Source organism: Caulobacter sp. GW821-FHT09A05 (genome assembly GCF_059418465.1).
The window spans coordinates 309,266-334,108 of the sequence record NZ_JBWKPX010000002.1 but is presented as its reverse complement, the minus strand read 5'-3'; the positions used below and the strand labels follow the sequence as shown (position 1 = coordinate 334,108).

Sequence of the window (24,843 nt, the reverse complement as noted above, 5' to 3'; positions counted from 1 at the left end):
AGGACAGCCTGGGAAGCATAGGCTTCGCGGGGGCGAGGGCAAGCCGCCCCGATCCCGTGCGTCAGTTCACCACGCGACCAGGATCAGTCCCGGAATGTCCCGGAAGTCGGCCGCGTTGCGGGTGACCAGCGCCGCACGGTGCACCAGCGCCTGGGCGGCGATCATGCGATCCAGGATTTTGCGGCGGGAATAGCCGGCCGCCTCGACGATCGCGCGGTAGGCGTCGGCGGCTTCGCGGCCGAAGTCGAGCACCGGCAGGGCGTCCAGCATCACGTCCAGCCGCGCCCGCCGTACGCCGGACTCGGCCGGTTCGCGATAGACGCCGCCCTCCAGCTCGACCCGCGAGATGATCGACAGCAGGACGGCGCCCTCCAGCGCCGCGACCTTCGCGCTTACGGTCGGGTCGCCGTCGCGCAGATGGATGGCGACGTTGGTGTCGAGAAGATGGGTCAAAGGCCGGGGCGCTCGTCCAGCGGCTCTTCGTCCCGAACCTCGATCCCGGCCGGCCGCGGCAAGGTCGCGAGGCGTTCGACCAAGGCGGCGACCGAAGTCCGCGCGGGATAGACCGTCAGAACGTCCCCGGATCGCACGAGGGTCAGCTCCACATCCGCGCCGAAGGCCATGTCGCGCGGCAACCGAACCGCCTCGCTGTTGCCGCTCCTGAACGTCTTGCTGCTGCTCGTGGCCATCCGTGTCTCCGTAAGTACATGTATATACCCCGGCGAGGGGAGCCTCAAGCCTTCCCCCCCTCGCCTGGCCGATCGCCGATGCGGCGTCCAGCCGCTCCACGCCCCGCTTGCCCCGCCGCGATTCCCATCCCACCTTTGACTCATGAGCGACCGTTCGACAGGCCTGGCCCCTTCCAAGCTGACGGCGGTGCTGGGCCCCACCAACACCGGCAAGACCCACCTGGCCGTCGAGCGGATGCTGGGCCACGCCTCGGGCATGATCGGCCTGCCGCTGCGCCTGCTGGCGCGCGAGATCTACGACCGGATCGTCAAGCTGCGCGGCAAGGCCTCGGTGGCCCTGATCACCGGCGAGGAGAAGATCGTCCCGCCGCGCGCCGCCTATTTCGTCTGCACGGTCGAGGCCATGCCGCTGACCCGCGAGGTCGAGTTCGTGGCCATCGACGAGATCCAGCTGTGCGCCGATCCCGAGCGCGGCCACATCTTCACCCACCGGCTGCTGCACGCCCGGGGCAAGTTCGAGACCATGCTGCTGGGGGCTGGGACCATGGCCCCGCTGGTGCGCCGCCTGCTGCCCGACGCCGAGATCGTCAGCCGCGAGCGTTTCTCGACCCTGACCTATTCCGGCTCCAAGAAGCTGACTCGCCTGCCGCGCCGCTCGGCGGTGGTCGCCTTCTCGACCGACGCGGTCTACGCCATCGCCGAGCTGATCCGCCGGCAGAGGGGCGGGGCGGCGGTGGTGATGGGCTCGCTCAGCCCCCGCACCCGCAACGCCCAGGTGGCCCTCTACCAGAGCGGCGAGGTCGACTTCCTGGTGGCCACCGACGCCATCGGCATGGGCCTGAACATGGATGTCGACCATGTGGCCTTCGCCGGCCTGCGCAAGTTCGACGGCAAGCGCACCCGCTGGCTGCACCCCCAGGAGGTGGGCCAGATCGCCGGCCGGGCCGGGCGCTACACCCGCGACGGCACGTTCGGGGTCACTGGCGACTGCGAGGAGATGGACGAGGACCTGGTCGAGAGCGTCGTCAACCACCAGTTCGAGCCGGTGATGGGCGCGGAGTGGCGCAACGCCCGGCTCGACTTCGGCAGCCTGCAGGGCCTGCTGCGCTCGCTGGCCGAGCCGCCGCAGCGCGGCGGGCTGAAGCTGGCCGAGGAGGCGCTGGACGAGCGCACCCTGCGCAAGCTGGCCCAGCAGGAGGACGTGGTCGCCCGCTGCAAGGCCGACCGCTCGGCCCTGATCCGCCTGTGGGACGTCTGCCAGACCCCCGACTTCCGCAAGACCACCGACGACGACCACCAGCGCATGGTCCGCACCCTGTTCGACGACCTGACCACGGGGCGCAAGCGCCTGCCCGAGGACTGGATCGCCGGCCAGTTCAAGGCGCTGGACCGCACCGACGGCGAGATCGACAGCCTGGCCGCCCGCCTGTCGGGGGTGCGCACCCTCAGCTACATCGCCAATCGCGGCGACTGGCTGCACAACCCGGTCCAGTGGCAGGGCATGACCCGGCAGCTGGAGGACCGGCTGTCCGACACCCTGCACGAGAAGCTGATGGCCCGGTTCATCGACCGGCGCACCAGCGTGCTGATGCGCCAGCTGGGCGACCGCGAGACGATGCTGGCGGGGGTCGGCGCCGACGGGGCGGTGACGGTCGAGGGCCACGTGGTCGGCCGGCTGACGGGCGTCACCTTCGTCCAGGAAAAGGGCGCCAGCGCTCTGGAGGAAAAGGCGCTGCGCAACACCGCCCAGCGGGCGGTCACGCCGGAAATCGCCCGCCGCCTGGGCAAGCTGGCGGCCGAGCCCGACAGCGCCTTCGCCCTGACGCCGGACGGGACGGTGCTGTGGAACGGCGAGGCGGCCGGGGCGGTGCGCGGTCTTCCGGGAAGCGGGGGCGGCGACCTGCTGCATCCCCGGGCCCGCCTGCTGGGCGAGCTGGGCGAGGCCAGCGCCCGGGAACGGGCCGAGCGGCGGCTGGACGCCTTCCTGGCTGGCGAGGTCGACCGCAAGCTGGCGGGCCTGCGCAAGCTGGAGCGGGCCCTCTCCGGCGGCGAGCTGAAGGGCCTGCCGCGCGGCCTGGCCCACCGCCTGCTGGAGGCTGGCGGCGTGCTGGACAAGCGCGCGGTCGACACCGACCTGAAGGCCATGAGTCAGGCCGAGCGGCGCAACCTCAAGGCCCTGGGCGTGCGGATCGGGGCGTTCAGCCTGTTCCTGCCCTCTGTGCTGCGCGCCGAGGCCCTGGCCGCCGCCCGGGCCTTGTCGCCCGGCGGCTGGCGCGGCCAGTCCGAGCGCCTGGCCGCCGCGCCCAGCCCGGCGCCGGACGCCCGCGCCCTGTCGGCCAACGGCCTGCGGCTGGTGGGCAGGCACCTGGCGCCGGTCGAGATGCTGGAGCGGCTGGACGCCCTGCTGCGCGAGGGCCAGCGGCCCGGCGGCGTGGTGCTGACCGACGCGGCCCGCGACACCCTGGGCTGGACCCCCGCCGAGGCCGCCGCCGTGCTGCGGGCCCTGGACTACACCCCGGCCATCCGCCCCAGGGAGGGCGACCCGATCCTGTGGAAACGGCGCGGCGCCCAGCGGCCCGAGCCAAAGGTCACGGCGCGTCCGGACTCGCCGTTCGCCGCCCTGGCCCGGCTGACCGAGCCGCCGCCGAGACGGAAGAAGCCGCGCCGCCGCAAGCCGGACGCCGCCGCCACGAAGGCCGCCTCATGAACGACGAGGATCCCGGCCATTGCCGCGCCGACGTCTGGCTGTGGCGCGCGCGGTTCTTCAAGACCCGGTCCCTGGCTGGCCGCTTCGTCGAGGAAGGCCGCATCCGCCTGACGCGAACGGGCGTCGAGAGCCGGGTCGACAAGCCCTCGCGCGGCCTGCGCATCGGCGACGCCCTGGTCTTCGCGATCGGCGGCCGCATCGTCTCGGTGCGGGTGCTGGGATTCGGCGAGCGACGCGGGCCGGCGACCGAGGCGCGCGAGCTGTACGAGGCGGTGGAGGGGTAGCTTCCTCTTCTCCCCCTCGTGGGCACGGCTATCGCCTGGGACCGCAGGCGGTTGTCATCCCGGCCGCAGCGAAGCGGAGAGCCGGGATCCAGGGCCACCGCGCTGCGCCGGCCCTGGATCCCGGACAGCCTCTGCGAGGCTTCCGGGATGACAACCCCAGTCAATCAATCGAGCACCGCCCCCTAAGGCGCGGCCACCACCGTTTCGCGGCCGGCATAGCGCACCGTCCGGGCCGGCGGCGCCGCCGCCAGGCCGGCGCCGGTCTGGTCGCCGACCCAGACGATGTTGAAGACCCGCTCGCGCGGCATGCCGGGATAGCTGCCCTTCCGCGCCCCGATCGTCAGGGTCTTGCGCGCCTCGTTCCAGCGCAGGTCGACGGTCGCCCGCCGCCCCTGGCGGTAGCCCTGGCCGTCGCCCTCGTCGTCATAGAGGGTGAAGGCCCCGTCCGCCCCGCGATAGACCCGGATCTCCAGCGGCGCGTTGGCCCCTGCCTCCGCATGCGAAACCACCGGCCCCAGCGGCAGGATCGCCCCGGCCCGCACGTGGATCGGCAGGACGTCCAGCGGCGCCGCGGCCGTCACGGTCGACCCGCCGGCGTAGAGGCGGCCGGTCCAGAAGTCGTACCAGGGCGCCTGGCCGGGCAGGTAGACCGCCCGCGTCTGCGCCTTGGGCTGGGTCACCGGACTGATCAGCAGGTCGGGCCCGAACAGGTACTGGTCGGGGATCCCGTGGGCCCGCGAGTCGGCGGCGAAGTCCATCTCCAGCGGCCGCATCATGGTGTAGCCCTGGTCGGTGACCCGCCAGGACGTGGCGTAGATGTAGGGCAGCAGGCGGTAGCGCAGCTCGACATAGCGTCGCAGGATTTGCTGGGCCGGCTCGTCGAACCGCCAGATCTCCTTGGCCGCCCCCGTGCCGTGCACCCGGAACATCGGGGTGAAGGCCCCGAACTGGAACCAGCGCACGAACAGGTCGCGATAGTCGGCGTCGGCCGGCTCGCCGCCGAAGAAGCCGCCGATGTCGGTGTTCCAGTAGGGAATGCCGCTGGCCACGAAGTTCAGGCCGGCGGGGATCTGCTTGCGGAACACCTCCCAGTCGCCGTGGATGTCGCCCGACCAGGTGACGGCCGCGTTGCGCTGCTGGCCCAGCCAGGCCGAGCGGGTCAGGATGAACGGCCGCTTGCCGGGCGCGTCCTTCAGCTGGCCGTCATAGACCCCCGTCGTGTGCATCAGCGGATAGGCGTTGTAGACCTCGGCCCCCGGCCCGGCCGCCGTCTTCAGGGCGCGCATCTCGCCCCAGTTTCCGCCCAGCTCGGCCTCGCTGGCGTCCAGCCAGTAGCCGTCGAAGCCGACCGGCGTCAGCGATCTGGAGACCTGCGACCAGTAGAGGTCGCGACCCTTCTTGCCATAGGGGTCGTACCAGCGGCCGGAGCCCTCCGGATAGACGTTGCGGTAGGTCGGCGGATACAGCACGCCGGCCGCGTCCAGCGCCTTGGTGTTGGCCAGGCCCGCGTCCAGCCGCGGCCAGACCGAGATGATGGCGTGCACGTCCATCGCCTTCAGGTCGGCCTGCATCGCCTTGGGGTCGGGAAAGCGGGTGGGATCGAACTGGTGCGAGCCCCACTGGCCCGGCGCCCAGTACTGCCAGTCCTGGATCACCGCATCGATCGGGATGTTCATCTGGCGGTAGCGGCGAGCGATCCCGACCAGTTCGTCCTGCGTGCTGTAGCGTTCGCGCGACTGCCAGAAGCCCCAGGTCCAGCGCGCCATCATCGGCGCCGCGCCCGTCAGGCGGCGATAGCCGGCGATCACCGCGTCGGGCTTCGGGCCGGCGATGAAGTAGTAGTCGATGTCGCGCCCGGCCTCCGACTGGAACGCCAGCTGGCCGGACGCCTTGGGCGCGCCGACCTCGACGGTCGTCACCGAGGCGTTGTCCCACAGGACGCCATAGCCTTTGGTCGACCACAGCATCGGCACGGCGACGTCGGCGTTCTTCTGCTGCAGCAGCACGCTGTGGCCGGTGCGGTCCAGAGCGCCGTCCGCATGCTGGCCAAGGCCGAGGAATTCCTGCGGACCGGCGATCTCGAACGCCTGGCGGATCGAGAACAGGCCGGGCGCGCCGGCGGCCGGCGCCAGGCCGTCGTTCCCCGCCTCCACCAGCTCGCGGGTATAGGGCTTTCCGGCCGCGTCGCTGAACGACACCGCGCCGCTGTCGCGGGCGACGGCCACCTTGAGCGCGGCGGTGGTGATCTCGACGCCGGCGGCGGTGGTGGCGACGCTGAACCGCTGGGCCGGCCGCGGCAGGATCACCGCCAGGCTGGTCCGGTTCGGCGCTTCGCCTCGGTAGCGGCGGACCCGGACGATGTTGTCGCCCCAGACCTGAACATTGACCGCGCCCAGGGCCGTGCGGACGGTGAGGCCGTCCGCGCCCTGCTGGACCATCGACGCCGGCGGTTGGGCCTGGGCGTGCGCCGCCTCGGCCATCGGCCCGACGGCCAGGGTCAGGCCCGCGAGCAGCAGCCGCCAAGGCCGTTTGGCCCGGCCTTGGAACTTTGCGTCGATCATCGAAATCCTTCCTGCGCTTTCCTCGCCAGCGCGGATTCTACGTCCGCGGGTCGGCCTCGTTCATGTCAGAGTAATCGATGGTGGTAGCGGTATCAATCAGCCTCGCGCCAAGTCGCGCGCCCTCCGACCCTTCAGCGCGATTCCAGGCGACAAAACGCAAAACGCCCCCGGACCGAAATCCGGGGGCGCTCCGTTTAACTCTGACTATTGGCTTCAGGCGGCGTTCTTGACCAGCGACTTGGTCAGGATGCCGATGGCGGCTTCGCGGTCGATGCGCTCGATGGCGGCGACTTCGCGAGCCATGCGGTCCAGGGCCGATTCATAGAGCTGGCGCTCCGAATAGGACTGTTCCGGCTGGTTCTCGGCGCGGTGCAGGTCGCGGACCACCTCGGCGATCGAGATCAGGTCGCCCGAGTTGATCTTGGCTTCGTATTCCTGGGCGCGGCGCGACCACATGGTGCGCTTCACGCGGGCGCGGCCCTTCAGGGTGGTCAGGGCCTGGCTGACGACATTGCCTTCGGCCAGCGGGCGCAGACCCGCGGTCTTGGCCTTCTTGGTCGGCACGCGCAGGGTCATCTTCTCGTGGTCGAAGGTGATGATGTAGACCTCGAGCGACATTCCGGCCACTTCCTGGGTCTCGACGCCCTGGATGCTGCCCACGCCGTGCGCGGGATAAACGACGTGATCGCCGACCGAGAATTCCAGACCGCTCTTGCTCATTCGTTCGTCCTCAATAAGTTCGGGCCAAGCCCAAAACACCACGTCTCGAAACCATCCAAAGGGCGTCCCAAACGGCGACAAGGACCCGTCCGCGAAATGTTGCGGGGCCAGCGCCGGTCAGGATTTGGAATAGTGCTTAAGTCACCCTTCGCCTTCGATCGGGCGCGCCGGTTTCCCGGCTGACATCGTCCACATGACGGCAGGCGCGAGCAATCGCGACCGTTACGTCGAGAGCGACAATATCATAAAATTCAGCTTGATGAAAGGCTTGCGACCTGTTTAGCCGCCCGATCCGAGCGGATCAGGAGCCCTTGCCGGGCTTTTCGCTGAAATATTTCTCGAATTTACCGGTTTCCCGTTCGAACTGCTCGCGGTCGGCGGGGGGCGTGCCCTTGACCGTGATGTTCGGCCAGATCTTGGCGTATTCGGAATTGATCCGCAGCCACTTGCCGTCCGGCTCGTCCTCGGTGTCGGGCTTGATGGCGTCGATCGGGCATTCCGGCTCGCAGACGCCGCAGTCGATGCACTCGTCCGGATTGATGGCCAGGAAGTTCTCGCCCTCGTAGAAGCAGTCGACCGGGCACACCTCGACGCAGTCCATGAACTTACATTTGATGCAGGCGTCGGTAACGATGTAGGTCATCGAAGGCTCGGTGCGTTCCGGGACTAGCGCGAGAGAGGCCGCGTTTTCGAAGCCAAGGGGCCGCTTGTCAATGCGGCTTGGCTGCGCGGGGCCGCAGGATTTCTTACACCGGTCTCCCCCTGGACCTCCAACGCCCCCTTAAATGGGCGCGGATCCTCGGATACCGTCGTTACGTTACCCTTTGTTATCGAAGCTCGGTCACAACCAAGCCGAGGAAAATAAACAAGAAGTCGACAGCCCGACCCATGACGAGAGCCGCCGTGCGCACCCAGGTCTCGATCACGCCCGCCGACGCCAAGGCCGCGGGCGCGCAGATGGACGCCTTCGAGACGTTCGTGCGCCACGCCCCGTTCGCGGCGGCCCTGGTCGACACCGGCTTTCGCCTGACCGCCGTCAGCCCGGACTGGGCCGACCACGGCCTGTCGCCCGGCCTGGTGATCGGCGACGACTTCCGCCGCGCCCTCATCAGCCCCGAGGACGTCGACAGCCTGGAGCGCTGCGTGGCGTTCGGCGAGCCGTTCTCGCGCTACCGCTCCATCGCCCTGCCGGGAAAAGACGCGAAGCCCGCCGAGCCGCGCATCTGGCGCACGGAGTTCGCCGCCACCCTCACCGAGACGGGCCGCCCCCTGGCGGTGATCGTCACCGCCCGCGACGTCAGCGGCTACGCCGAGACCGCCCTGAAGGCCGAGCGCGACCAGCAGCGGTTGCGGATGGCGCTGGAGCTGGACGAGCTGATGGTCCGCGAATACGACCTGCGGACCGGCGAGATCTACTGCTCGGGCACCTCGCCGGAGCTGGAGAAGTGGTGCCTGTTCAAGGACGACCCGCTGGAGATCGTCCATCCCGACGACCATGAGCGGATCGCCGAAATGGTCCGCAACCGCAAGGACGGCGAGGCCCAGGTCTTCGAATTCCGCCTCAACCGCGACGACGGGGTCGAGACCTGGGTGCGCTCGGTCGGGAAGAAGTTCCTGGGCGCCGACGGCAAGCCCGAGCGGCTGGTCAACCTGTTCAAGGACATCACCGACCGCCGCCGCCAGACCGAGGCCGTCGAGAACCTGGCCTTCCGGGACTCGCTGACGGGCCTGCCCAACCGCGCCTATTTCAATCGCAAGTTCCAGGAGGCCGTCGACGCCTCGGAGATCATGGGCGAGCTGTTCGGCCTGATCATGGTCGATGTCGACCACTTCAAGGACATCAACGACACCCTGGGCCACGACGCCGGCGACGCCCTGCTCAAGCGCCTGGCCGAGATGCTGCACGCGGCCTTCCGCTCGGGCGACACCGTGGCGCGGCTGGGCGGCGACGAGTTCGCGGTGATCCTGCGCGGCCTGCATTCCGAGGCCGACATGATGCGGCCGGTCAACGCCCTGCAGGAGCTGCTGCGCCGGCCCATCGAGCACGGCGGCCGCAGCTTCTCGGTCAGCGCCAGCATCGGGGCGGCCCTGCACGGCGATCCCGACGCCGACCCCAGCCACATGATCAAGAACGCCGACATCGCGCTCTACCGGGCCAAGGACGAGGGCCGCAACCGCAGCGTCGTCTTCGATCCGTCGATGCGCTCGGCCCTGGAGCAGCGCATCGAGCTGCTGCGCGACGTGCGCGCGGCGATCGCCGCCAGGGAGTTCGTGCTCTACTACCAGCCCGTGGTCGACATCGCGACGCGCAGCGTCAGCGGCTTCGAGGCCCTGATGCGCTGGGACCACCCCGAACAGGGCGTCCTGACGCCCGACCGCTTCATGGCCGCCTTCGAGGACCAGGACCTGTCGCTGAAGCTGGGCGACCTGGCGTTCGAGACGGCGCTGAAACAGATGCGCGACTGGCTGGACGCCGGCGTGGAGTTCGGCCGGGTGGCGGTCAACATCTCGGCCGCCCAGTTCCGCAGCGGCCGCCTGGCCCAGGAGATCCAGGAGCGCCTGGCCCGCTGGAACGTGCCCTGCGACCGCCTGACCATCGAGGTCACCGAGAACGTCTATATGGGCTGGGGCTCGGACATGGTCAGCGACACCGTCCGCCAGCTGCACCAGGCGGGGGTGATGATCGCCCTGGACGACTTCGGCACCGGCTACGCCAGCCTGGCCAACCTGCGCCAGTTCCCGATCGACCGGCTGAAGATCGACAAGTCCTTCGTCCAGAACACCGAGGACGCCGCCATCGTCAAGGCGGTGATCACCCTGGGGGCCTCGATGGGCATGAAGGTGGTCGCCGAGGGCGTCGAGGACCAGGCCCAGCTGGACGCTCTGGCCGACTATGGCTGCGACCAGATCCAGGGCTACCACTTCAGCCGGCCGATGCCGGCGGGGATGGTGCCGGACTATCTGGCGCGGTTCGGGAGATAATGGGGCCGCGACCACGCGTCGCGCCCGGCTTTTACATCCTCTTCACCGGGCCCGCGCGAGCCTGCCGGTCCGATGAAGCTAGATCAGATCCCGGCCACGACCGGTGGCGGACCGGCCGCCTTCCCCTTTCCGGGCGGCGTCGCCGCGGCGACCGCGGCGGTCAACGACGCCAGCGGCGCGACGGCGATCGGCCGCCAGCTGGACGCCTATCACGCCCTGTCCGGCCGCTGGGCCGGGGCCAGCCACGGCGAGCGCGCCGCCCTGACCCAGGCCCTGACCGAGTCGCCGTTCGCCCGGACCATCCAGACGGCCGTCAACACCTTCACCCGCGCCGCCTGGCCCGGCGCCGACGCCGCCCCGCCCGCGCCGCAGCAACGGATGAAGGACGCCTTCGAGGGCCTGTCGGACGATCACCAGCAAATCATCGCCTCGCTGCAGGTCGGCATGCGCGGCTCGCCGCCGCCGGCCAGCGTCGACGACTACCGCGCCCGCCTGCAGGCCGACCTCGACGCGGCCCAGTCGCCGGCCCAGTCGTCGGCCCAGTCGTCGGCCCAGTCGTCGGCCAAGCCGACCGACACCGTCACCCTGTCGCCCGAAGCCCAGGCCCGCCTGGCCGGCGCGACTCCGAAGGAGCCGCCTCCGCCGCCGGTCGCCCCCACGCCGGAAATGGCCCCGGCGATCAGCGCCTACGCCAAGGCGGGGCGGTAGGGCCGGCGCTTCCCTCCCCCCGTGGGCAGAGGGGTATCGCATATGCCTCAAAACGGTTGTCATCCCGGATCTTCGCGCTGCGCGCTCGTCCGGGATGACAACGAGCCGGCGGCTTCAATCAGGTCCCACTCTTCGACAAGTTCTGGATGAGGACCATTCGAGCGCGGCGGTGAGAAAACCTCATCTTGAGTTTGTCGAGGGGGGGAGGTTTTCGGCTCCAGGATGGATCTTGGGGCGTCGTGCCCAGGGGAAGCGTTGATCTGGCGTCACTATGTACTGACCGTTATCTCTACGGTCATTGAATGGATACGGCATCCAGCCGCGCGACGTGGGGCTATTAAATAGGAACCGAAAAATCCGGGCGCCGCTGCTTGACCGGTGTTGGAGTTGTATTAAATTTCCGCTCGTGCCGAACGCCCCATGGGTTCGGCTCTGGGGCGCCGAGCGCTTCGGGCGTCCCTCATGTCCAACTTGCTTGCGAGGAGATGGAAATGAGCACCGCTTTCGACTTTTCTCCCCTTTATCGCTCGATGATCGGCGTCGACCGCATGGCCGACCTTGCCGAGGCGGCGCTGCGCGGCCCCGCTGACGCCAGCTATCCACCGTTCGACGTCGAGAAGACGGGCCAGGACAGCTATCGCGTGACGATCGCCGCCGCGGGCTTTTCGCCGGCGGAGCTGGAGGTGACCGCCCAGCCGAACCTGCTGGTGGTGTCCGGCAAGAAGGCCCGGGCCGAGGAGGGCGAGCGCGACTTCCTGCACCGGGGCCTGGCCATGCGCGGGTTCGAGCGGCGCTTCGAGCTGGCCGACCACGTGGTGGTTCGGTCCGCGAACCATGCCGACGGCCTGCTGACGATCGAGCTCGAGCGTGAGGTCCCCGAGGCGTTGAAGCCCCGGCGCATCGAGATCGGCGCGGCCAGGCAACAGCGGCTGGCCGGGCCCGACAAGGCCCGCAGGGCGGCCTGAGGCGGGAGGTGACCATGCTCGCCGCTTCCGAACCGGCCAAGCGCGCCGCGCCCTGGCCCTGCCGCCCCGCCGTCGGCTTCCTGCACCCGCTGGAGGTGGTCAAGGACGGCGACCTCGACCCGCGCGCCAAGCGCGAGATCCTGGCGGCCTGGGCCTCGGACGCCAGCGCCGTCGAGGACCGACCTACCCACCGCTGGCTGCTGGGGACCAGCGCCCCGGTGCCGGTGAGCGAGGTGCTGGCCGCGCTTCGGCGTCTCGACGCCGCGAGCGCGTCCTGAGGCCGCAGCATTTTCCGACGAAGTGGACGCCGGTTCGTCGTCAGAAAATGCGTTGAACAGATATCTGGAACTCAGGCCTGACGCAGTCAGGTCGGAGTTCCAGATCTGCGGCCGGCCGACCGCGGGCCGGCCGCCCGTTTTTCAGTTCGAGTTTGGAGAAAGGTCGTGCCGACCGTGATTTCCGTCGCCCCCGAGGGCGAGGCCTGGGCCGTGCGTTGCCCGGCGTTCGAAAACCCGATGATCTTCAAGAGCGGCGCGCGGGCCGAGGCGGCGGCGCGCGCGCTCGCCCAGCGCTTCAACCGGGCGGGCCGCACGTGCCTGCTGGAGCTGCGGCTTCGCAACGGCGACCTGGCGGGCCGGTTCCTCTGCCCGGCCCAAGGTCGGGATGAGACCCGGCCCCGGGCGGCTTGATCCCGGGGAGGGCGCGCGCCCATGCTGACAGCAGGTTGTCAGCATGGGCCGCCTAGGGTCCAAGCCTTGTCCCCTGGGGATGGGGACCGCCATGACCGACCTGCCGCTCAGGGCCCGCTGCCACTGCGGCGCCACCCAGTTCGAGGTGACCCACGCGCCGACCGAACTGACCGACTGCAACTGCTCGTTCTGCTCGCGGCGCGGCGCGCTTCACGCCTACTACCGGCCGGCCCAGTTCAGGCTGACCACGGCCCGCGACCGGGTCTCGACCTACCAGTGGGGCTACTATCTGGGCCAGCACCACCACTGCGCCGTCTGCGGCTGCCCGACCTATTCGGAGTTTCCTAGCTTCGACAGCGGCGCGCCGGACTTCGACGACCCGCGCATCAGCATCAACGCCCGGCTGCTGGTGGACTTCGCCTGGGACCAGCTGCCGGTGCGCAAGAACGACGGCAAGGCCTACTGAGGCCCTTTCGGGTCGGCGGAGTCGCTCTCAACCTGTAAAAAGAATTTGACAGACAGTTCCGAGGTGTCAAAAGTCTTTTACAGGTAGCGAGGAGGCCGGCATGGCTGTCGAACGACATCAGAAGAGGATCTGGATGGCCGGGGGCGTGGCGCTCCTGGTCGCGGCGGGCGTAGGACTGGTCAGCGGCGTGGTCATCACCGCCGGCCATGGCCGCGTTCCCCTGGTCGTGATCGTGCTGGCCTGCGCCGCTCTGACGGGGGCGGCCCTGCTGGCCGCCATGCCCTGGTGGCGACGGCTGGACCACATGGCGCGCGACGCCCATCTGAGCGCCTGGTACTGGGGCGCGTCGTTCGGCGGCGGTGTGGCCCTGCTGGCGGCCATCGCCTCGAGCGGCGTTGGGAGCCCGCTGTTCCACGGCGCGGCCCTGGTCTTCCTGGCCCAGGTGGCGGCCTATGTCGTCTGCTGGCTGGCCTGGTGGGCGATGCGCCGGCCCAGAGCCTCGTGAAGAACCGGTTGCGCGAGGAGCGCCTGGCGCGGGGCTGGAGCCAGGGCGACCTTGCCGAGCGGGTGGACGCCTCCCGCCAGACGATCAACGCGATCGAGGCGGACAAGTACGATCCATCGCTGCCGCTGGCCTATCGCCTGGCCGCCCTGTTCGAGCTGCCGGTCGAGCGGGTGTTCTTCAACCCGTTCCTGACCGGCGGCGGGGACTGACGGACTGTCTCCCGCCAGGGGGCCACGGCTCACGCCGCCCGGCGGAACCCCCTCACCGCGTCCTCGAGCAGGATCGGGTCGATCGGCTTGTTCAGCACCACGATGTCCTCGAAGCCCTGGCGGGGCAGGGCGCCGTAGCCGGTGGCGAACACGAAGGGGATGCCGGCGGCCCGCAGGCGCTCGGCCACCGGGAAGACCATGGTCCCGCCGACATTGACGTCCAGCACCGCCCCGTCCAGGGCCGCCGGCGGCACGGCCGCGCCGCTCAGATAGGCCAGGGCCTCGTCGACCGCGCCGAACGAGCCGGAGATTCGACAGCCGAAGTCGGTCAGCAGGTCCTCGACCATCAGGGCCACCAGGGCCTCGTCCTCGACGATCATGATTCTTGGGGCGTCTTGGGGCGCGTTTTGGGGGGCGTCTTGCGGCGCGTCTTGGTGCGGGGTCATGCCGGGACCCTCGGAGCCGTTTCCGCCGCGATCCGGTCCGACAGCGGCGCGCGCAGGGCGTAGCTCAGGCCCTTGGGCTGGTAGGTCAGCCTGGCCTCGCCGCCCAGGTCGCGGGCGACGCCGCGTTCCAGCAGCTTGGTGCCAAAGCCCTGGCGCTTGGGTACGAAGACCGGCGGGCCGCCGCGCTCGACCCATTCGAGGGCCAGGCTGGCGACGCCGTCCACGGTCTCGATCCGCCAGGCCACCGTGACCTGGCCGCTGGCCGAGGTCAGCGCGCCGTGCTTGGCGGCGTTGACCATCAGTTCGTGCAGGGTCATGTGCAGCACCACCGCCGTCTCGGCGGTCAGGGCGATGGCCGGGCCGCGGGCGGTGAAGCGCGGGTCGGCCAGGCCGCCGAACGGCTGCAGCGCCGCCTCCAGCACGTCGCGCAGGTCGGTGCGGCCCCAGGCCTGGCGGGTCAGAAGCTCGTGGGCCCGCGACAGCCCCATCAGCCGCGACTCGAACGAGTCGGCGAAATCGGCCGGCGAGGCGGCGGCGCGCAGCGTCTGGCGGGCGATCGACTGCACCGAGGCCAGGGTGTTCTTCACCCGGTGGTCCAGCTCGCGCAGCAGGAAGGTGCGTCGCTCCAGCGCCTCGTTCAGCGAGGCGTAGAGCCGGGCGTTCTCGATCGCCGCCGCGGTGGCGCGGGCCATGGTCTCCAGCCGGATCACCGTGTCCGGCGACGGGGTCTGGCCCACCGCCCAATAGGCGCCGATCGCCGCGATCGGGTCCCTAGGACGCACCGGCGTCATCACCAGGCTCTTGACGAAGGTCGGGCGGTAGGCGTCGTGCGGGATGCGGTCGTCGGCGTAGATGTCGGGGATCACCACCGTCTGGCCGTGCAGCATGGCCCAGCCGGAGATGCAGGCGGTCATCGGGAAGCGCTGGCCCTTCCACATCGGGCCGATGGCGTCCTCGTCCAGGTACCAGCACTGGTCGCCGTCGCGCAGGACGAAGCAGACGCCGTCGGCGCCGGACATCCGCCGGGCGGCCGAGCGGACGACCGCGGCGACCTCCTCGATCGTGCGCGTGGCCGACAGCGCCTCGATCGTCTCGACGAGCGTGATCAGGGCGGCATGGTCCGCCTGTTCCGAACGCTCGGCATTGGCGACGTTCAGCACTCCTGGATATCCCGCATGCGCATCTCCCCCCGCGACCCTAGCACCGGCGAGGGTCGCGGCAAGGTGGAGCATATGCTTAATGCTCGTCGAACGCGGCGGCCCGCGCCGCTCCGGACGCGTCCGGAGGAGCGGCTGGCGGTAAGATCCTCAACGACTTCAAGGCGCGGGCGCCGCGGGCCCGGGGCCAGATCCCGCGACAATCGGTCGCGATCCGCCGCGCCCACCCAGCGGGCCGCCCCAACACGAAGCCGATGGCGGTGACCTGGAAGATGATCCTCGGCGAAGGCCTCGGGAAAACCAGGTCGCCGGCGCGGCCGAACGCCTTGACGCCGCCCATGTGGGCGACGCCGCGGGTCACGGTCAGAAAGATCACCGGGGCGCTCACCAGCTTGACCAGCCTGATGAATGCGCCGCCAGCGGCTTCGGCGCCGCCCCGGCCTCGGGGCCCGGTCCCCGACCAGGCCCCCGGCGATGGCGATCGACGCCTGGACCTGGAGCGTCTTCAGCGGGCGCGGCGAGGCCATCGTCATCCCCCATCGCAATCCCCCACCGCAGCGCTTTTTCGCCCCGGGGTTCGCACGCCCGGAATCTTGCGCTATGGACCCTGGCGCGCGCAACGCGGCCCGGTAGCTCAGCAGGATAGAGCAGCGCTTTCCTAAAGCGAAGGTCAGGGGTTCGAGTCCCTTCCGGGCCGCCAATTTTGTGTTGGCGCAAGTTAGAGCTGCTCCGATTCCAACTTAAGGCCGCTCAACTTGCGATTCGATCTCAAGATTAGTGCGACGGAGTGAGCGCAAACTGAACGTTTGGCAGTTGTTAAACTCCTCTCTGGCGTTGGGACGGTCCGTTTATGGGACGGCCCCGGGCGCGTCGGCCGGTGTCGCTGCACTCATCGCAACCTTTGGGAAGGTCCATTTTCGCTAGGGAGTTTTGCCGCCTGCCAAGGGGCATGACTCTTTGGGACGGTCGAAGCCGAAAAGGCCAGCTTCGACGGAGTGTTGCCGCGATCTCTCTGACGTAAGGTCGAAGTCCGAGGGACCTCAATATTCGGATAACGCTGACTTGTCCGGCCCCAGGAGTCCGTGTCGGCCGCTTAGACTCGGCGTATAGCGGCCCAAAGCGCTAACGGTTAAGCTACCCCAGCGTGCCAATGCGACCGCAACCGTCGCCATAAGAACTCAGTGGGTGGGCTTCCGAATGGACACGTCACACTCGATTGCCAATCCGACGGACATTTTGGCGAAGTCATGTCTATGCAATTAAAGATTATATTGTTCATATCTTCTATCGGAAGATGATTAACGATAGAGCTTATGAAAAGCCGGAAGGGCAAACGGGGATGGAAGTCGTTTTTGGAGCCTGGGCGGACGGCGGCGCGAGCCCCGATCATGGCGGTGATGTCCGCGGGGCCCTGGGCCAGCCTGTCGTGGGCCCCATCGGACTACTCGACATCCTTGAAACCAACCTGGGGCTCGGCGGGCCTCCGCACGCCCAGGTCGTGCGTGTCGCCGCCTTCCAAGCGGCGCTGGAGGCGCTCGAAGGGACCTTCTTCTGGTCAAGATCCTTGGCCATGGATCCATGGTCCACAGCCAGAAAGCTTCTGGCTTGGCGAGATGAGTTGATCGGACTGGGCTGGAACCCCGATGCTGACTGGACCGAGGTGCGGCTCGCCCAACTGGCGGTGGCATGCCGACAGGCGTCCGATACGCCGCCGGGCCTGAGCGACCGGATCAAGGCTTTGCTCAAGCGCCTTGAAGGCGGCGTAAGGTCGCCGCTGACACGTCTTCGGCTGATTGATCCAATGACCCTTCTGGCGTCGCCCCTGCGCCGCCTCGCGGAACGCCTTCAAGCCCTTGGCTGCGTGATCGAGAACATTCCGGTTGCGGCGGCCGCTCCGGCTGGGACCGCCCTAGGCAAGCTCCAGCGCTGGATGCTGGGATCAACCGATGCGCTTTCAGGTCCGGACGACACCCTGACCCTGGCGACGGCGGCCAGTGAACCGCTCGCGGCGGAACTGTTCGGCCAATGGATGGCGGCCCAGACGTTGCCTGAACTGGTTTTGGTGGCGCAAGGCGGCGACACCGCGCTGCTCGACCACGGCCTCAGCGGATCGGGCCAGCCCCGGGCTGGTCGCAGCCAGGCCTCAATCCACCGCGGTTCCCTGCAGCTACTTCTGCTGGCCTTCAAGGGTGCCTGGGCGCCGTTCGACGCCCACGCGTTGATGGAGCTTCTTGTCTTTCCAAACTCGCCAATCCCCCCGCGCGCCGCGCGACGGTTGGCGTTCGCTCTGGAAGAGGCACCGGGACGGGGAGGCGACGACTGGATATCGGCTTGGGCCGACGTGGCGCAGGCCGAGCTGGACGCCGCCGCCGGTGATGCGGCGAAGATCGCTAAGATCGAACCAAGGCTGGCGCGATGGCGCGACTGGGCCGAACCGGCTCTGGCGGATCCCGTAGTCGGTATGCCCCTCGCTTCTGCGCTGCGGATCTGTGACCGCGTGACGACCTGGGCCGCTCTCAGGTTCGCCGCGACTGGCGATAGCCTCTATGCCGCGACCACCACATTGGCCGGCGAAGTGCGCACCGCCCTGGCCGCGCTGCAGCATGAACGCCTCCCGCGTCTGCTGATCGAACGCGTCATCGATCAGGCGATGGACGCGGGCCAAACCGATCCGGGTGCCCAGGCGCAGGCGGCCAGTTGGCGAAGCGTGATCCATCCTGGCGCGATCTGGGCGCCAGCGGGGACCTTGGTCTGGTGGGGCTTCGAAACCACGACGGAAGGCGCCCAGCGCGCGCCCTGGACCGAAGCGGAGCGTACGGAACTGGCGCGGGCGGGCTGCCCTGCCGACGCCTTGACGTTGCCGGCGAGCGTCGCCAGCGCCGCATGGGAGCGGGCCATTCTGAATACCCGGGACCGCGTGATCCTGATCGCCGCGGGCCTCGACCGACAGGCGGAGGACGCGCTTCATCCTTTGGCCCACAGGCTGAAGCCGGCTTTGGATGTCCTGGCGGTGCGCACCCAACTGGAAGACGGCCTCTACGGCCCCGAGATCAAGCTGGGGGGGACAATGGTCCCGCGCGCACCTTCCACGCCGCGCGACTTGCCGGGCGCGCAGATTGCTTGGGCGACACCCACAACGTTCACGGCCAGGTTGGTCGACGTCACGGAATCGGCGACCTCGCTCGAAAGCCTGATGGCCTGTCAGCTCATGTGGGCGCTTCGCCATGTGGCAAGGCTGAGGCCCGGGCGGGTCAGGTCCATTCCTGACGCCAATCAGCTTCTGGGCAATCTGGCCCATGCCATCGCCCGCGACGTTTTTCTCCCCGGGCCGCCTCCGCCGCCGGCGGACGCGGAGCGGCGCACGGCAGAACTGCTCGAAGGTCGGATCGATCAGCTGGCGGCGCCCCTGCGCCATCCCCAGTTTGCTGAGGATCTCAACCATGCCCGCAGGCGACTGCCCGGAGCCATGGCCGCCTTGGCCAAGTCGCTGGCCTCGAACCATCTTCAGGTCGAAGCCATGGAGCATCAGGTCAGCGGCACGTTCGAGACCCTGCTGGCCATGCGCGGCGCTGTAGACCTGGTCGCACGAGACTCAGCCGGCCGACCGGTAATCGTGGACCTCAAATGGACCCGCCGCGAAAAGACCCGGATCGACGAGCTGGCGGGCGGAGGCGCGATCCAACTTGCGGCCTACGGCGCCATGATCGCCGCCGATGATCCCTATCGCGCGGGCTATTTCCTGCTGAACCAGCGGCAGTTCGCGACCCTGGCCGACAGCGGCCTGATCGGCCGCCTCGTTCAAGGCGAACGAACCTTCCCCGAGACTTGGAAAGCCGTGGTCAAGGACTGGAGAACCTGGCGCGACACCGCGGACGCGGGGTGGCTTCTGGCGACCGGCGTCGATGGCGTCGCGGCCCAATTGCCGGTCGATCTTGGCGCGGCGCGGGAAGCGCGCTGTGACTGGTGCGACTACTCCACCCTCTGTCGCCAAAAGGGTCTGGCATGACCGACGTGATCACCCAGAACCCGGTCGACACGACGATCGCCAGCGCAGGAACGGGCAAGACCTATCGCCTCGTCCGCGACATCGTCGAAGCAGTCGAAGGCGGGGTGGAGCCGCACCGCATCCTCGCCACCACCTTCACCAAGAAGGCGGCGGCCGAACTCGCGGGACGCATACGCGCCAGTCTGATCGAGAGAGGCCGTCCCGATCTTGGCGCGGCCATGCTCTCGGCCCGGGTCGGCACGATCAATTCCGTCTGTGGGGGGCTGATCTCAGAGTTCGCTTTCGAACTTGGACGTTCGCCCGTCGTCGAGGTCATCGCCGAGGAACGTCAGCGTCCGATCTTCGATCGCGCGGCGGGCGCGATCATCGAGGCCGCCGGGCCGGCGATCTCGGACATCGCTGAACGCTTCGGTATGGTCGCGCGTGGCTATGCGACCCCACGCGGAATGGTGCGCGGTTGGCAGGACGATCTCAGGCGCGCGGTCGACCTGGCCCGATCCAATGGCATCGCGCCGGATCGCTTGGCGCTTTGCGCGCAGTATTCCGCCGACGGTCTGATCGCCCTCCTGCCGCCGGATGTCGCGGGAGAGACCGCCGCCAGCCTCAACGCCGCGCTTCTCGCGGCGCTGGAAGCTTGTGAAAGCCAACTGAAGCGCGCGGGGGACGCGCTCAAGGGCGGCACGCGTGACAAGGATGTCCCGCTTGTCGACAAGGCGCTGCGTATCCTGCGCGCGAGCGAACTACTGGGATGGGATGACTGGGCCCGGCTGTGTAAGCTGGGAGCGACCAAGACCGACGCTCCGTTGTTTGCGGAGGTCATTGCGGCGGCCACGGTTCATCCCCGTCATCCAGCGCTGAAGGCGGATCTGAGGACCTACATAGAGCTGATGTTCGATTGCGCCGCACGCTGCATGGGAGCCTACGCCGACTATAAGCACGCCCGGGGTCTGCTGGACTTCATCGATCAGGAAAGACTGGCGCTTCAGATCATCGCCGACCCGGCGAACGGGCCGCGCCTGCGTGAACTGATCGGCGCCGTCTTCGTCGACGAATTTCAGGATTCCAGCCCAATCCAGATTGCGATCTTCACGGCTCTTTCCCGGATCGCAGGCCGCAATCTTTGGGTCGGCGATCCCAAACAATCGATCTACGGCTTTCGGGACGCCGATCCCGAACTGACCAGCACGGCGTCCGCCGCGATCACCGCCGCGACCGGCGGCGAGACCGGCTATTTGCGGCGGTCCTATCGCACCCGGCCGCAGCTCGCCGACTTCGTCAATGCGGCCATAGCGCCGAACATGCTGCGCGTTGGCATGTCCAACGAGGAAATCACCTTCGACAAGTGCGAACGGACTGAGGACCTTGCCATGCCGGCGGCGCTATCGGTCTGGGAGATGTCGGGCAAGAACAAGGGCCTTCGCATTGAAATGTTGGCGTCGCGCGTTGCCGGCCTCCTCGCCGACGCAGACGCCTGGCCGGTGTCGGCCCGGGACGGGTCAAGCCGTCGGGCGCGAGGCGGCGACGTCGCAATCCTCTGCCGCTCCAACAGCATGGTCGCTGAACTCGCAGTCGCCTTGTCGGCCCAGGGCGTTCGTGTGGCGGTGGAACGCGGCGGACTTCTAAACCAGCCCGAAGTCGAGTTCGCCCTGGCGGCTTTCCGCTGGATCGCGGACGCCTCGGACACCCTGGCGCTCGCCGAATTGGCCCGCTTGGTAAATGACGGTGATGACTGGTTCAGCGCGGTCTTCGACAGTAAGGCTCGGGACCAGCTGACCGCCGTTCTGCCCTTCTCGGCAGCTCTGGCCGAAATCCGCGATCGGTCGCCACAATTGACGCCCGCCGAGGTGTTCGACGCCCTGTTGCATGCTGATGGTATTCTGGCCACCCTCTTGGCTTGGGGAGCAGCTGAACAGCGTCTGCAGAACCTTGAAGCGGTCCGCGCGATGATTGTGGACTACCAGGAAGATCAGCATTCTGAACGCCAGGCCGTCACCCTAACCGGTGCCTGCGAATGGCTGAACAGTCGTCCCGATGCGCGTCAGCCGCAGAGCCGCCATCCGGACGCTGTCAACGTTCTGACCTATCACGGTGCGAAGGGCCTTGAGTGGCCGATCGTCATCCTGACCGAGCTCGACAGTGAAGCAAAGGGCTCGCCCTTCGGTCTGACGGCTGAGGATCAAACCCCGCCGGACTGGACCGATCCGCTGGCGGCGCGGATATTGCGCTACTGGCCGTGGCCATATGGCGATCAGCAGAAGAATGTCGGCCTCGACGTCTCCGCTCCCCTGTCGGAGAAGGGCCTTCACGCCATGGCTCAGGATCGACTGGAGCGCTGCAGGGTGCTCTATGTGGGCCTGACCCGCGCGCGCGATCACCTGGCCTTGGCCGCGACGGGGGGAGGCTTGGCCTGGCTCGACGAGCTGCTGGATGACGCCGGCGCTCCGCTGATATCCCTGGCGGGCGGGGTGAGCGTGGGGGGGGCACCCTTCCCAAACCGAGACGCGCCGAATCTGCGTGATCCTGCGGAGGCCGTCCAGCCGCCCGCCGCCGAATATGCGCGCCCACCCTCCGCCAGTGTCGCTCATCCTCCGCTCAGGCTTCGTCCCAGCGAGGGTGTCGCCGCGGCCGACGATATTCAGATCCTTGCCACCGAGGCGCTCGGCGCCCGCATCGCTCTGGTGGGCGATCCCGACCTCCAGCGTCTCGGCGAAGCCATTCACCGCTTCCTGGCGGCGGACGACAAGACCCTTGAGAGGGCGGACCGCGAACGCCTTGCCGGTGAACTTCTGACGCGCTGGGGCGCGCCTCACCTTTCGGCCGCGGATCTGGTGGTCATCAGCGATCGTCTGACCGCTTTCGTCGTCAACAGATGGGGCGAAGCGCCGGCCCTGAAGGAATGGCCTGTCCATGCCGAGGACGGTCTGCAGATCGTGGCCGGCCGTCTTGATCTTCTTGTCGATCTGGGCGACGGCTACGCCATTATCGACCACAAGAGCTTCCCCGGCTCCATGGTCATGGATCAGAATCGGCTCCGAGCCTTCGCCGGCCAGGTTCGGCTCTATGCCGACGCTCTAGAGCGGATCACCGGGCGGACGCGGTTTGAATACTGGGTCCATCAGCCGGTCGTGGGTGCCATCACCCGGATCGATCTGCCTTGAATCGAAAAGGCCCCGCGCACCGGGGCCTTTCCCTTGCTTGAATAGGCCTAATAGGCAACGCAGCGGCTTTGGGAGGCCATGCAGGCCACTGGGCAGGCGGTGTTCGGCGCGATCGGCATCGAACCATGGGACCAGCTTTCCGGCCGAAGAGCGTTCACAAAGGTCTGCTGATCGCTCAACGCCGCGCCTTCGGGTCCGAGAGCGCGTTGCCAGCGCGTGACCAAAAGCAGACCGGAAAGCAGGGACACAAAGGCGGCCGTCGGGATCGGTCCGTCGGACGAGGCGGCCTGAGGGTGCAGGCAGCCCGTGCACGCCTGGCCTTCGGCGTGCGACGAGACCATGACCGAGAAGCCCTCGGTCGCGCCCACGCCGAGCCAGCGCGGTCCGGCGGCCTGGACCGCCCAGCGCGAGGCGATGTCATCCACCCCAACCAGCACTGTGGGGGCCGTGGCCATGCCGGCCTCATAGCGAACCGGACGTGGATCGACCGTGAGGCCTCCCGTCAAACGGGCTAGATCCTCCACTTTGTACCGATCCAGGGCGCTGCGGGTCAGCATGGCGTTGCGGTTCAGATTACTCAGAGCTGAAACGTCATCGTCCAGCACCCGTGCCTGCCCCGATAGGCCTGGCAAGCGCGCCAGCGCGAACAGGGCCGCATTGGCGATTGCCCCGCCGCTGACAAAGTCAAACTCCGGCAACCGAATATGACGCGGCGTGTCAGGGGCCGCCAAGGCGAAGACGATTGATCTGGAGGGCGCATAGAGGGCGTCGAAATAGCCGCGGTCACGGGCATTCCCGGTCAGCCGTCGCATGGCGATACGAAAGGCTTCGGAGGCGACGAGAACGCCGACCCCGAGGCCGCCGATTGGCCAGTCTCCGCCGCACCAAGGCGTGGGTTGCGCCCCTTGGCGGGCCTCCCAGTCCGTCGCGTTCACCGAGATCGCCCTCAGAGCGTCACATGCCGGCTGAGCCTGGCCGAAAACGACCGAAAGATCCGGCACCTCCGGCGCGCCCAGCCGGATTGAACAGCTCGGCAGAAGATCACCGCCGACCGCCTTCAACGCCGCCAGCAGCGGACCTGGAGGGAGCGGCGGCTGCGGTCCGATTGCCTCGATCTCCTCCCCATTGATCCAGATCTCATGGCCTGAGCGGGCTAGCGTAAGGGCCGTGGCTACCAGGGCGGACTGGCCGGAATGGGTTGCCATGGCGTCCGGTCCGGCCTGCAGCACGATCTTGACCGAGGTCAGGGCGTCGGCAAGGGCGGCATCGGAAACGTTGTCGTCGAGGTCCGACCGCATCAGCAGCAGGGTCCGCGACAGAGCGTCGATCAAGGTCATCAGACAAGCTCCAGATGGTCAGAGATGGGGACCTGCCGCCAACGACCGTCGGCATCCAGGCGCGCCAGAAAAGCGTCCTGGAAGTCCGAGGGCCCCATGGCGAAGCGCGGGATTACCAAGCTGAGGAAGCCGGGGACGGCGAGGATGGGAAAGGCGTCGTCGGTCGCCGAATGATAGGCCGCGCCGGGATGGGTATGGATCTGGACCCGGACACCTTCATCGGCCTGGGCCAGGGACGACCAAAATTGGGTCAGCCAAGCGTCGTCTAGCGTGAAGCCGACGGCGTTGGCGCTGTGAAGCGGATGCACGACGCGTAGGATCCGGTTCGGCTCGGACCAAGGCCCGACCCACAGAGCCTGACATTCGCGACGACCGCCCCCGCAACTGCGGAGGCGGTCGAAGGTCTCTGCCAGGATCGACTTGGGCAGAAGAACGGCCATATCAGCCGCCCCGCACAATCGGCGCGCGCAGCTGCAGTTGGGCCCCCGTCTTCACGCCCTCTTGAGCCACCGTACGGCTAGGTTCCAGAACCCGACCGGAGGCGGTGTCGATCAGGACGAGGTCGCCGCCCGGATTGCCGAACAACGGGCGGGCCGTCTCGATGACCGAAGCGATCAGATCGCGCAGTTGAACCCGGACCTGACGGACGAGCCCATTGTAGTTCACTGACACCTCGAAGCCCGAGGGGGCCGGGATCGGGCCGACGATGAAGTGCTCAACCCCCGGCCTGGACAAATCGATGACGTCGTCGCGCCCAACGTGCACATCGGTTCCGCCCGGGACATCGATATAGAGGGCTTCGGTCTCGGCCAGTTCAGCCAGGGTGTAGAGTTCCTCGCCGTGGATTTCCTTACGACCCCAAATCAGCTCGCGGCCGACCAGGAAGGCGCGGTAGAGCGTGTCCGTGCGAAAGCCGACCACCCTTTCGACGCCCCGCGCGCTCAGGTCATAGGATTCGCCCAGGCGGATGTCCTCCATCGCGCCGCCGGCCAGAATGGCCGCCAGAGCGGTGGATTCGACATCACGCACACCCGCGGCTTCCAGGATCTGCCGGCCGATCGGAACGGGGTCCCGCAGCACCAGCGGGCGGAAGTCCAGCCCGTTGTCGCCATACAGCAGGCGATAGCCCGCCGTACGGTTGACCTCGACGCTGTCGTCGAGGGGGGCGCCATCGGCCCGGTCGTGAGTAGAAACCTGTTCCATCGTATTGCTCCAATCTGAGCCACCCGCGGGCTCTGAGAGGACAATCGAAGG

Annotated in this window: 23 protein-coding genes, 1 tRNA gene and 1 pseudogene; 14 read left to right on the top strand and 11 right to left on the bottom strand. The window is 68.4% G+C overall.

The features are described 5' to 3' along the window. Window positions 1-66 precede the first annotated feature (66 nt). Window positions 67-453 (bottom strand): type II toxin-antitoxin system VapC family toxin, encoded by a 387-nt coding sequence (locus AC07NX_RS03210; RefSeq protein WP_494639068.1) that lies wholly within the window; start codon window positions 451-453, stop codon window positions 67-69. Next, entirely contained in the window at window positions 450-689 is a 240-nt protein-coding gene (locus AC07NX_RS03205; protein WP_494639066.1) for an antitoxin, read from the bottom strand. The genes AC07NX_RS03210 and AC07NX_RS03205 overlap by 4 nt, the downstream gene beginning before the upstream one ends. A 142-nt stretch (window positions 690-831) precedes the next feature. Here AC07NX_RS03205 and AC07NX_RS03200 point away from each other — a divergent pair, with 142 nt between their 5' ends. The 3 genes and pseudogenes from AC07NX_RS03200 to AC07NX_RS03190 all read left to right on the top strand — a co-directional run. Further along, on the top strand, window positions 832-3,396 hold the full coding sequence (locus tag AC07NX_RS03200) for a helicase-related protein (protein WP_494639064.1): 2,565 nt from the start codon (window positions 832-834) through the stop codon (window positions 3,394-3,396). After that, on the top strand, window positions 3,393-3,680 hold the full coding sequence (locus AC07NX_RS03195) for an RNA-binding S4 domain-containing protein (protein ID WP_145682547.1): 288 nt from the start codon (window positions 3,393-3,395) through the stop codon (window positions 3,678-3,680). The genes AC07NX_RS03200 and AC07NX_RS03195 overlap by 4 nt, the downstream gene beginning before the upstream one ends. Before the next feature lie 52 nt (window positions 3,681-3,732). After that, window positions 3,733-3,832: pseudogene (locus AC07NX_RS03190) on the top strand (hypothetical protein); the annotation flags it as partial. Window positions 3,833-3,862: 30 nt separating this feature from the next. On the opposite strand, the gene AC07NX_RS03185 reads toward AC07NX_RS03190, so the two are convergent. The 3 genes from AC07NX_RS03185 to fdxA form a co-directional block, all read right to left on the bottom strand. After that, window positions 3,863-6,241, bottom strand: a complete 2,379-nt coding sequence (locus AC07NX_RS03185) for a glycoside hydrolase family 31 protein (protein ID WP_494639062.1) — start codon at window positions 6,239-6,241, stop codon at window positions 3,863-3,865. 213 nt (window positions 6,242-6,454) lie between these two features. Next, window positions 6,455-6,961 (bottom strand): CarD family transcriptional regulator, encoded by a 507-nt coding sequence (locus AC07NX_RS03180; protein ID WP_019848404.1) that lies wholly within the window; start codon window positions 6,959-6,961, stop codon window positions 6,455-6,457. 301 nt (window positions 6,962-7,262) lie between these two features. Next, entirely contained in the window at window positions 7,263-7,604 is a 342-nt protein-coding gene (gene fdxA, locus AC07NX_RS03175) for a ferredoxin FdxA (protein WP_019848405.1), read from the bottom strand. A gap of 245 nt (window positions 7,605-7,849) precedes the next feature. Between fdxA and AC07NX_RS03170 the strand changes: the two genes are divergently transcribed. From AC07NX_RS03170 to AC07NX_RS03135, 8 genes are all read left to right on the top strand, one after another. After that, window positions 7,850-9,943, top strand: a complete 2,094-nt coding sequence (locus AC07NX_RS03170; protein WP_494639059.1) for a putative bifunctional diguanylate cyclase/phosphodiesterase — start codon at window positions 7,850-7,852, stop codon at window positions 9,941-9,943. A gap of 72 nt (window positions 9,944-10,015) precedes the next feature. Further along, entirely contained in the window at window positions 10,016-10,651 is a 636-nt protein-coding gene (locus tag AC07NX_RS03165; RefSeq protein WP_494639057.1) for a hypothetical protein, read from the top strand. A gap of 491 nt (window positions 10,652-11,142) precedes the next feature. Next, window positions 11,143-11,616: an Hsp20 family protein gene (locus AC07NX_RS03160; protein ID WP_494639055.1), complete on the top strand. Its 474-nt coding sequence runs from the start codon at window positions 11,143-11,145 to the stop codon at window positions 11,614-11,616. 14 nt (window positions 11,617-11,630) lie between these two features. After that, window positions 11,631-11,894, top strand: coding sequence for a hypothetical protein (locus AC07NX_RS03155; protein WP_057186611.1), 264 nt, complete (start codon window positions 11,631-11,633; stop codon window positions 11,892-11,894). Between the two features lie 165 nt (window positions 11,895-12,059). Then, on the top strand, window positions 12,060-12,305 hold the full coding sequence (locus tag AC07NX_RS03150; protein WP_494639053.1) for a hypothetical protein: 246 nt from the start codon (window positions 12,060-12,062) through the stop codon (window positions 12,303-12,305). Between the two features lie 91 nt (window positions 12,306-12,396). Beyond that, window positions 12,397-12,771, top strand: coding sequence for a GFA family protein (locus AC07NX_RS03145; protein ID WP_494639051.1), 375 nt, complete (start codon window positions 12,397-12,399; stop codon window positions 12,769-12,771). Window positions 12,772-12,871: 100 nt separating this feature from the next. Further along, window positions 12,872-13,276, top strand: a complete 405-nt coding sequence (locus tag AC07NX_RS03140) for a hypothetical protein (RefSeq protein ID WP_494639049.1) — start codon at window positions 12,872-12,874, stop codon at window positions 13,274-13,276. After that, window positions 13,273-13,485 carry a helix-turn-helix transcriptional regulator gene (locus tag AC07NX_RS03135; RefSeq protein WP_494639047.1) on the top strand — a complete coding sequence of 71 codons (213 nt, stop codon included), beginning with the start codon at window positions 13,273-13,275 and terminating at the stop codon, window positions 13,483-13,485. The genes AC07NX_RS03140 and AC07NX_RS03135 overlap by 4 nt, the downstream gene beginning before the upstream one ends. 29 nt (window positions 13,486-13,514) lie before the next feature. Here the strand turns inward: AC07NX_RS03135 and AC07NX_RS03130 are convergent, their stop codons facing one another. From AC07NX_RS03130 to AC07NX_RS03120, 3 genes are all read right to left on the bottom strand, one after another. Next, window positions 13,515-13,865: a two-component system response regulator gene (locus AC07NX_RS03130; RefSeq protein ID WP_035074326.1), complete on the bottom strand. Its 351-nt coding sequence runs from the start codon at window positions 13,863-13,865 to the stop codon at window positions 13,515-13,517. Window positions 13,866-13,927: 62 nt separating this feature from the next. Then, window positions 13,928-15,091, bottom strand: coding sequence for a sensor histidine kinase (locus AC07NX_RS03125; protein ID WP_494639045.1), 1,164 nt, complete (start codon window positions 15,089-15,091; stop codon window positions 13,928-13,930). Window positions 15,092-15,167: 76 nt separating this feature from the next. Then, a complete protein-coding gene (locus tag AC07NX_RS03120) occupies window positions 15,168-15,476 on the bottom strand; it encodes a hypothetical protein (protein ID WP_494639043.1) in 309 nt (102 codons plus the stop codon). Window positions 15,477-15,711: 235 nt separating this feature from the next. Here AC07NX_RS03120 and AC07NX_RS03115 point away from each other — a divergent pair. The 3 genes from AC07NX_RS03115 (at window position 15,712) to AC07NX_RS03105 (ending at window position 22,252) form a co-directional block, all read left to right on the top strand. Next, window positions 15,712-15,788 (top strand) — tRNA-Arg (locus tag AC07NX_RS03115). Window positions 15,789-16,382: 594 nt separating this feature from the next. After that, window positions 16,383-19,094 carry a PD-(D/E)XK nuclease family protein gene (locus AC07NX_RS03110; RefSeq protein ID WP_494639041.1) on the top strand — a complete coding sequence of 904 codons (2,712 nt, stop codon included), beginning with the start codon at window positions 16,383-16,385 and terminating at the stop codon, window positions 19,092-19,094. Continuing rightward, window positions 19,091-22,252 (top strand): UvrD-helicase domain-containing protein, encoded by a 3,162-nt coding sequence (locus AC07NX_RS03105; protein ID WP_494639039.1) that lies wholly within the window; start codon window positions 19,091-19,093, stop codon window positions 22,250-22,252. The genes AC07NX_RS03110 and AC07NX_RS03105 overlap by 4 nt, the downstream gene beginning before the upstream one ends. A 47-nt stretch (window positions 22,253-22,299) precedes the next feature. On the opposite strand, the gene AC07NX_RS03100 is transcribed toward AC07NX_RS03105, so the two are convergent. Genes AC07NX_RS03100 through AC07NX_RS03090 form a run of 3 tightly spaced genes read right to left on the bottom strand, consistent with a single transcriptional unit; the run spans window position 22,300 to window position 24,792 of the window. Next, window positions 22,300-23,589, bottom strand: coding sequence for a hypothetical protein (locus AC07NX_RS03100; protein WP_494639037.1), 1,290 nt, complete (start codon window positions 23,587-23,589; stop codon window positions 22,300-22,302). Then, on the bottom strand, window positions 23,589-24,029 hold the full coding sequence (locus AC07NX_RS03095; RefSeq protein ID WP_494639035.1) for a hypothetical protein: 441 nt from the start codon (window positions 24,027-24,029) through the stop codon (window positions 23,589-23,591). Before AC07NX_RS03095 ends, AC07NX_RS03100 begins: the two co-directional genes overlap by 1 nt. 1 nt (window position 24,030) lies before the next feature. Next, on the bottom strand, window positions 24,031-24,792 hold the full coding sequence (locus tag AC07NX_RS03090; protein ID WP_494639033.1) for a multiubiquitin domain-containing protein: 762 nt from the start codon (window positions 24,790-24,792) through the stop codon (window positions 24,031-24,033). Window positions 24,793-24,843: the final 51 nt, after the last annotated feature.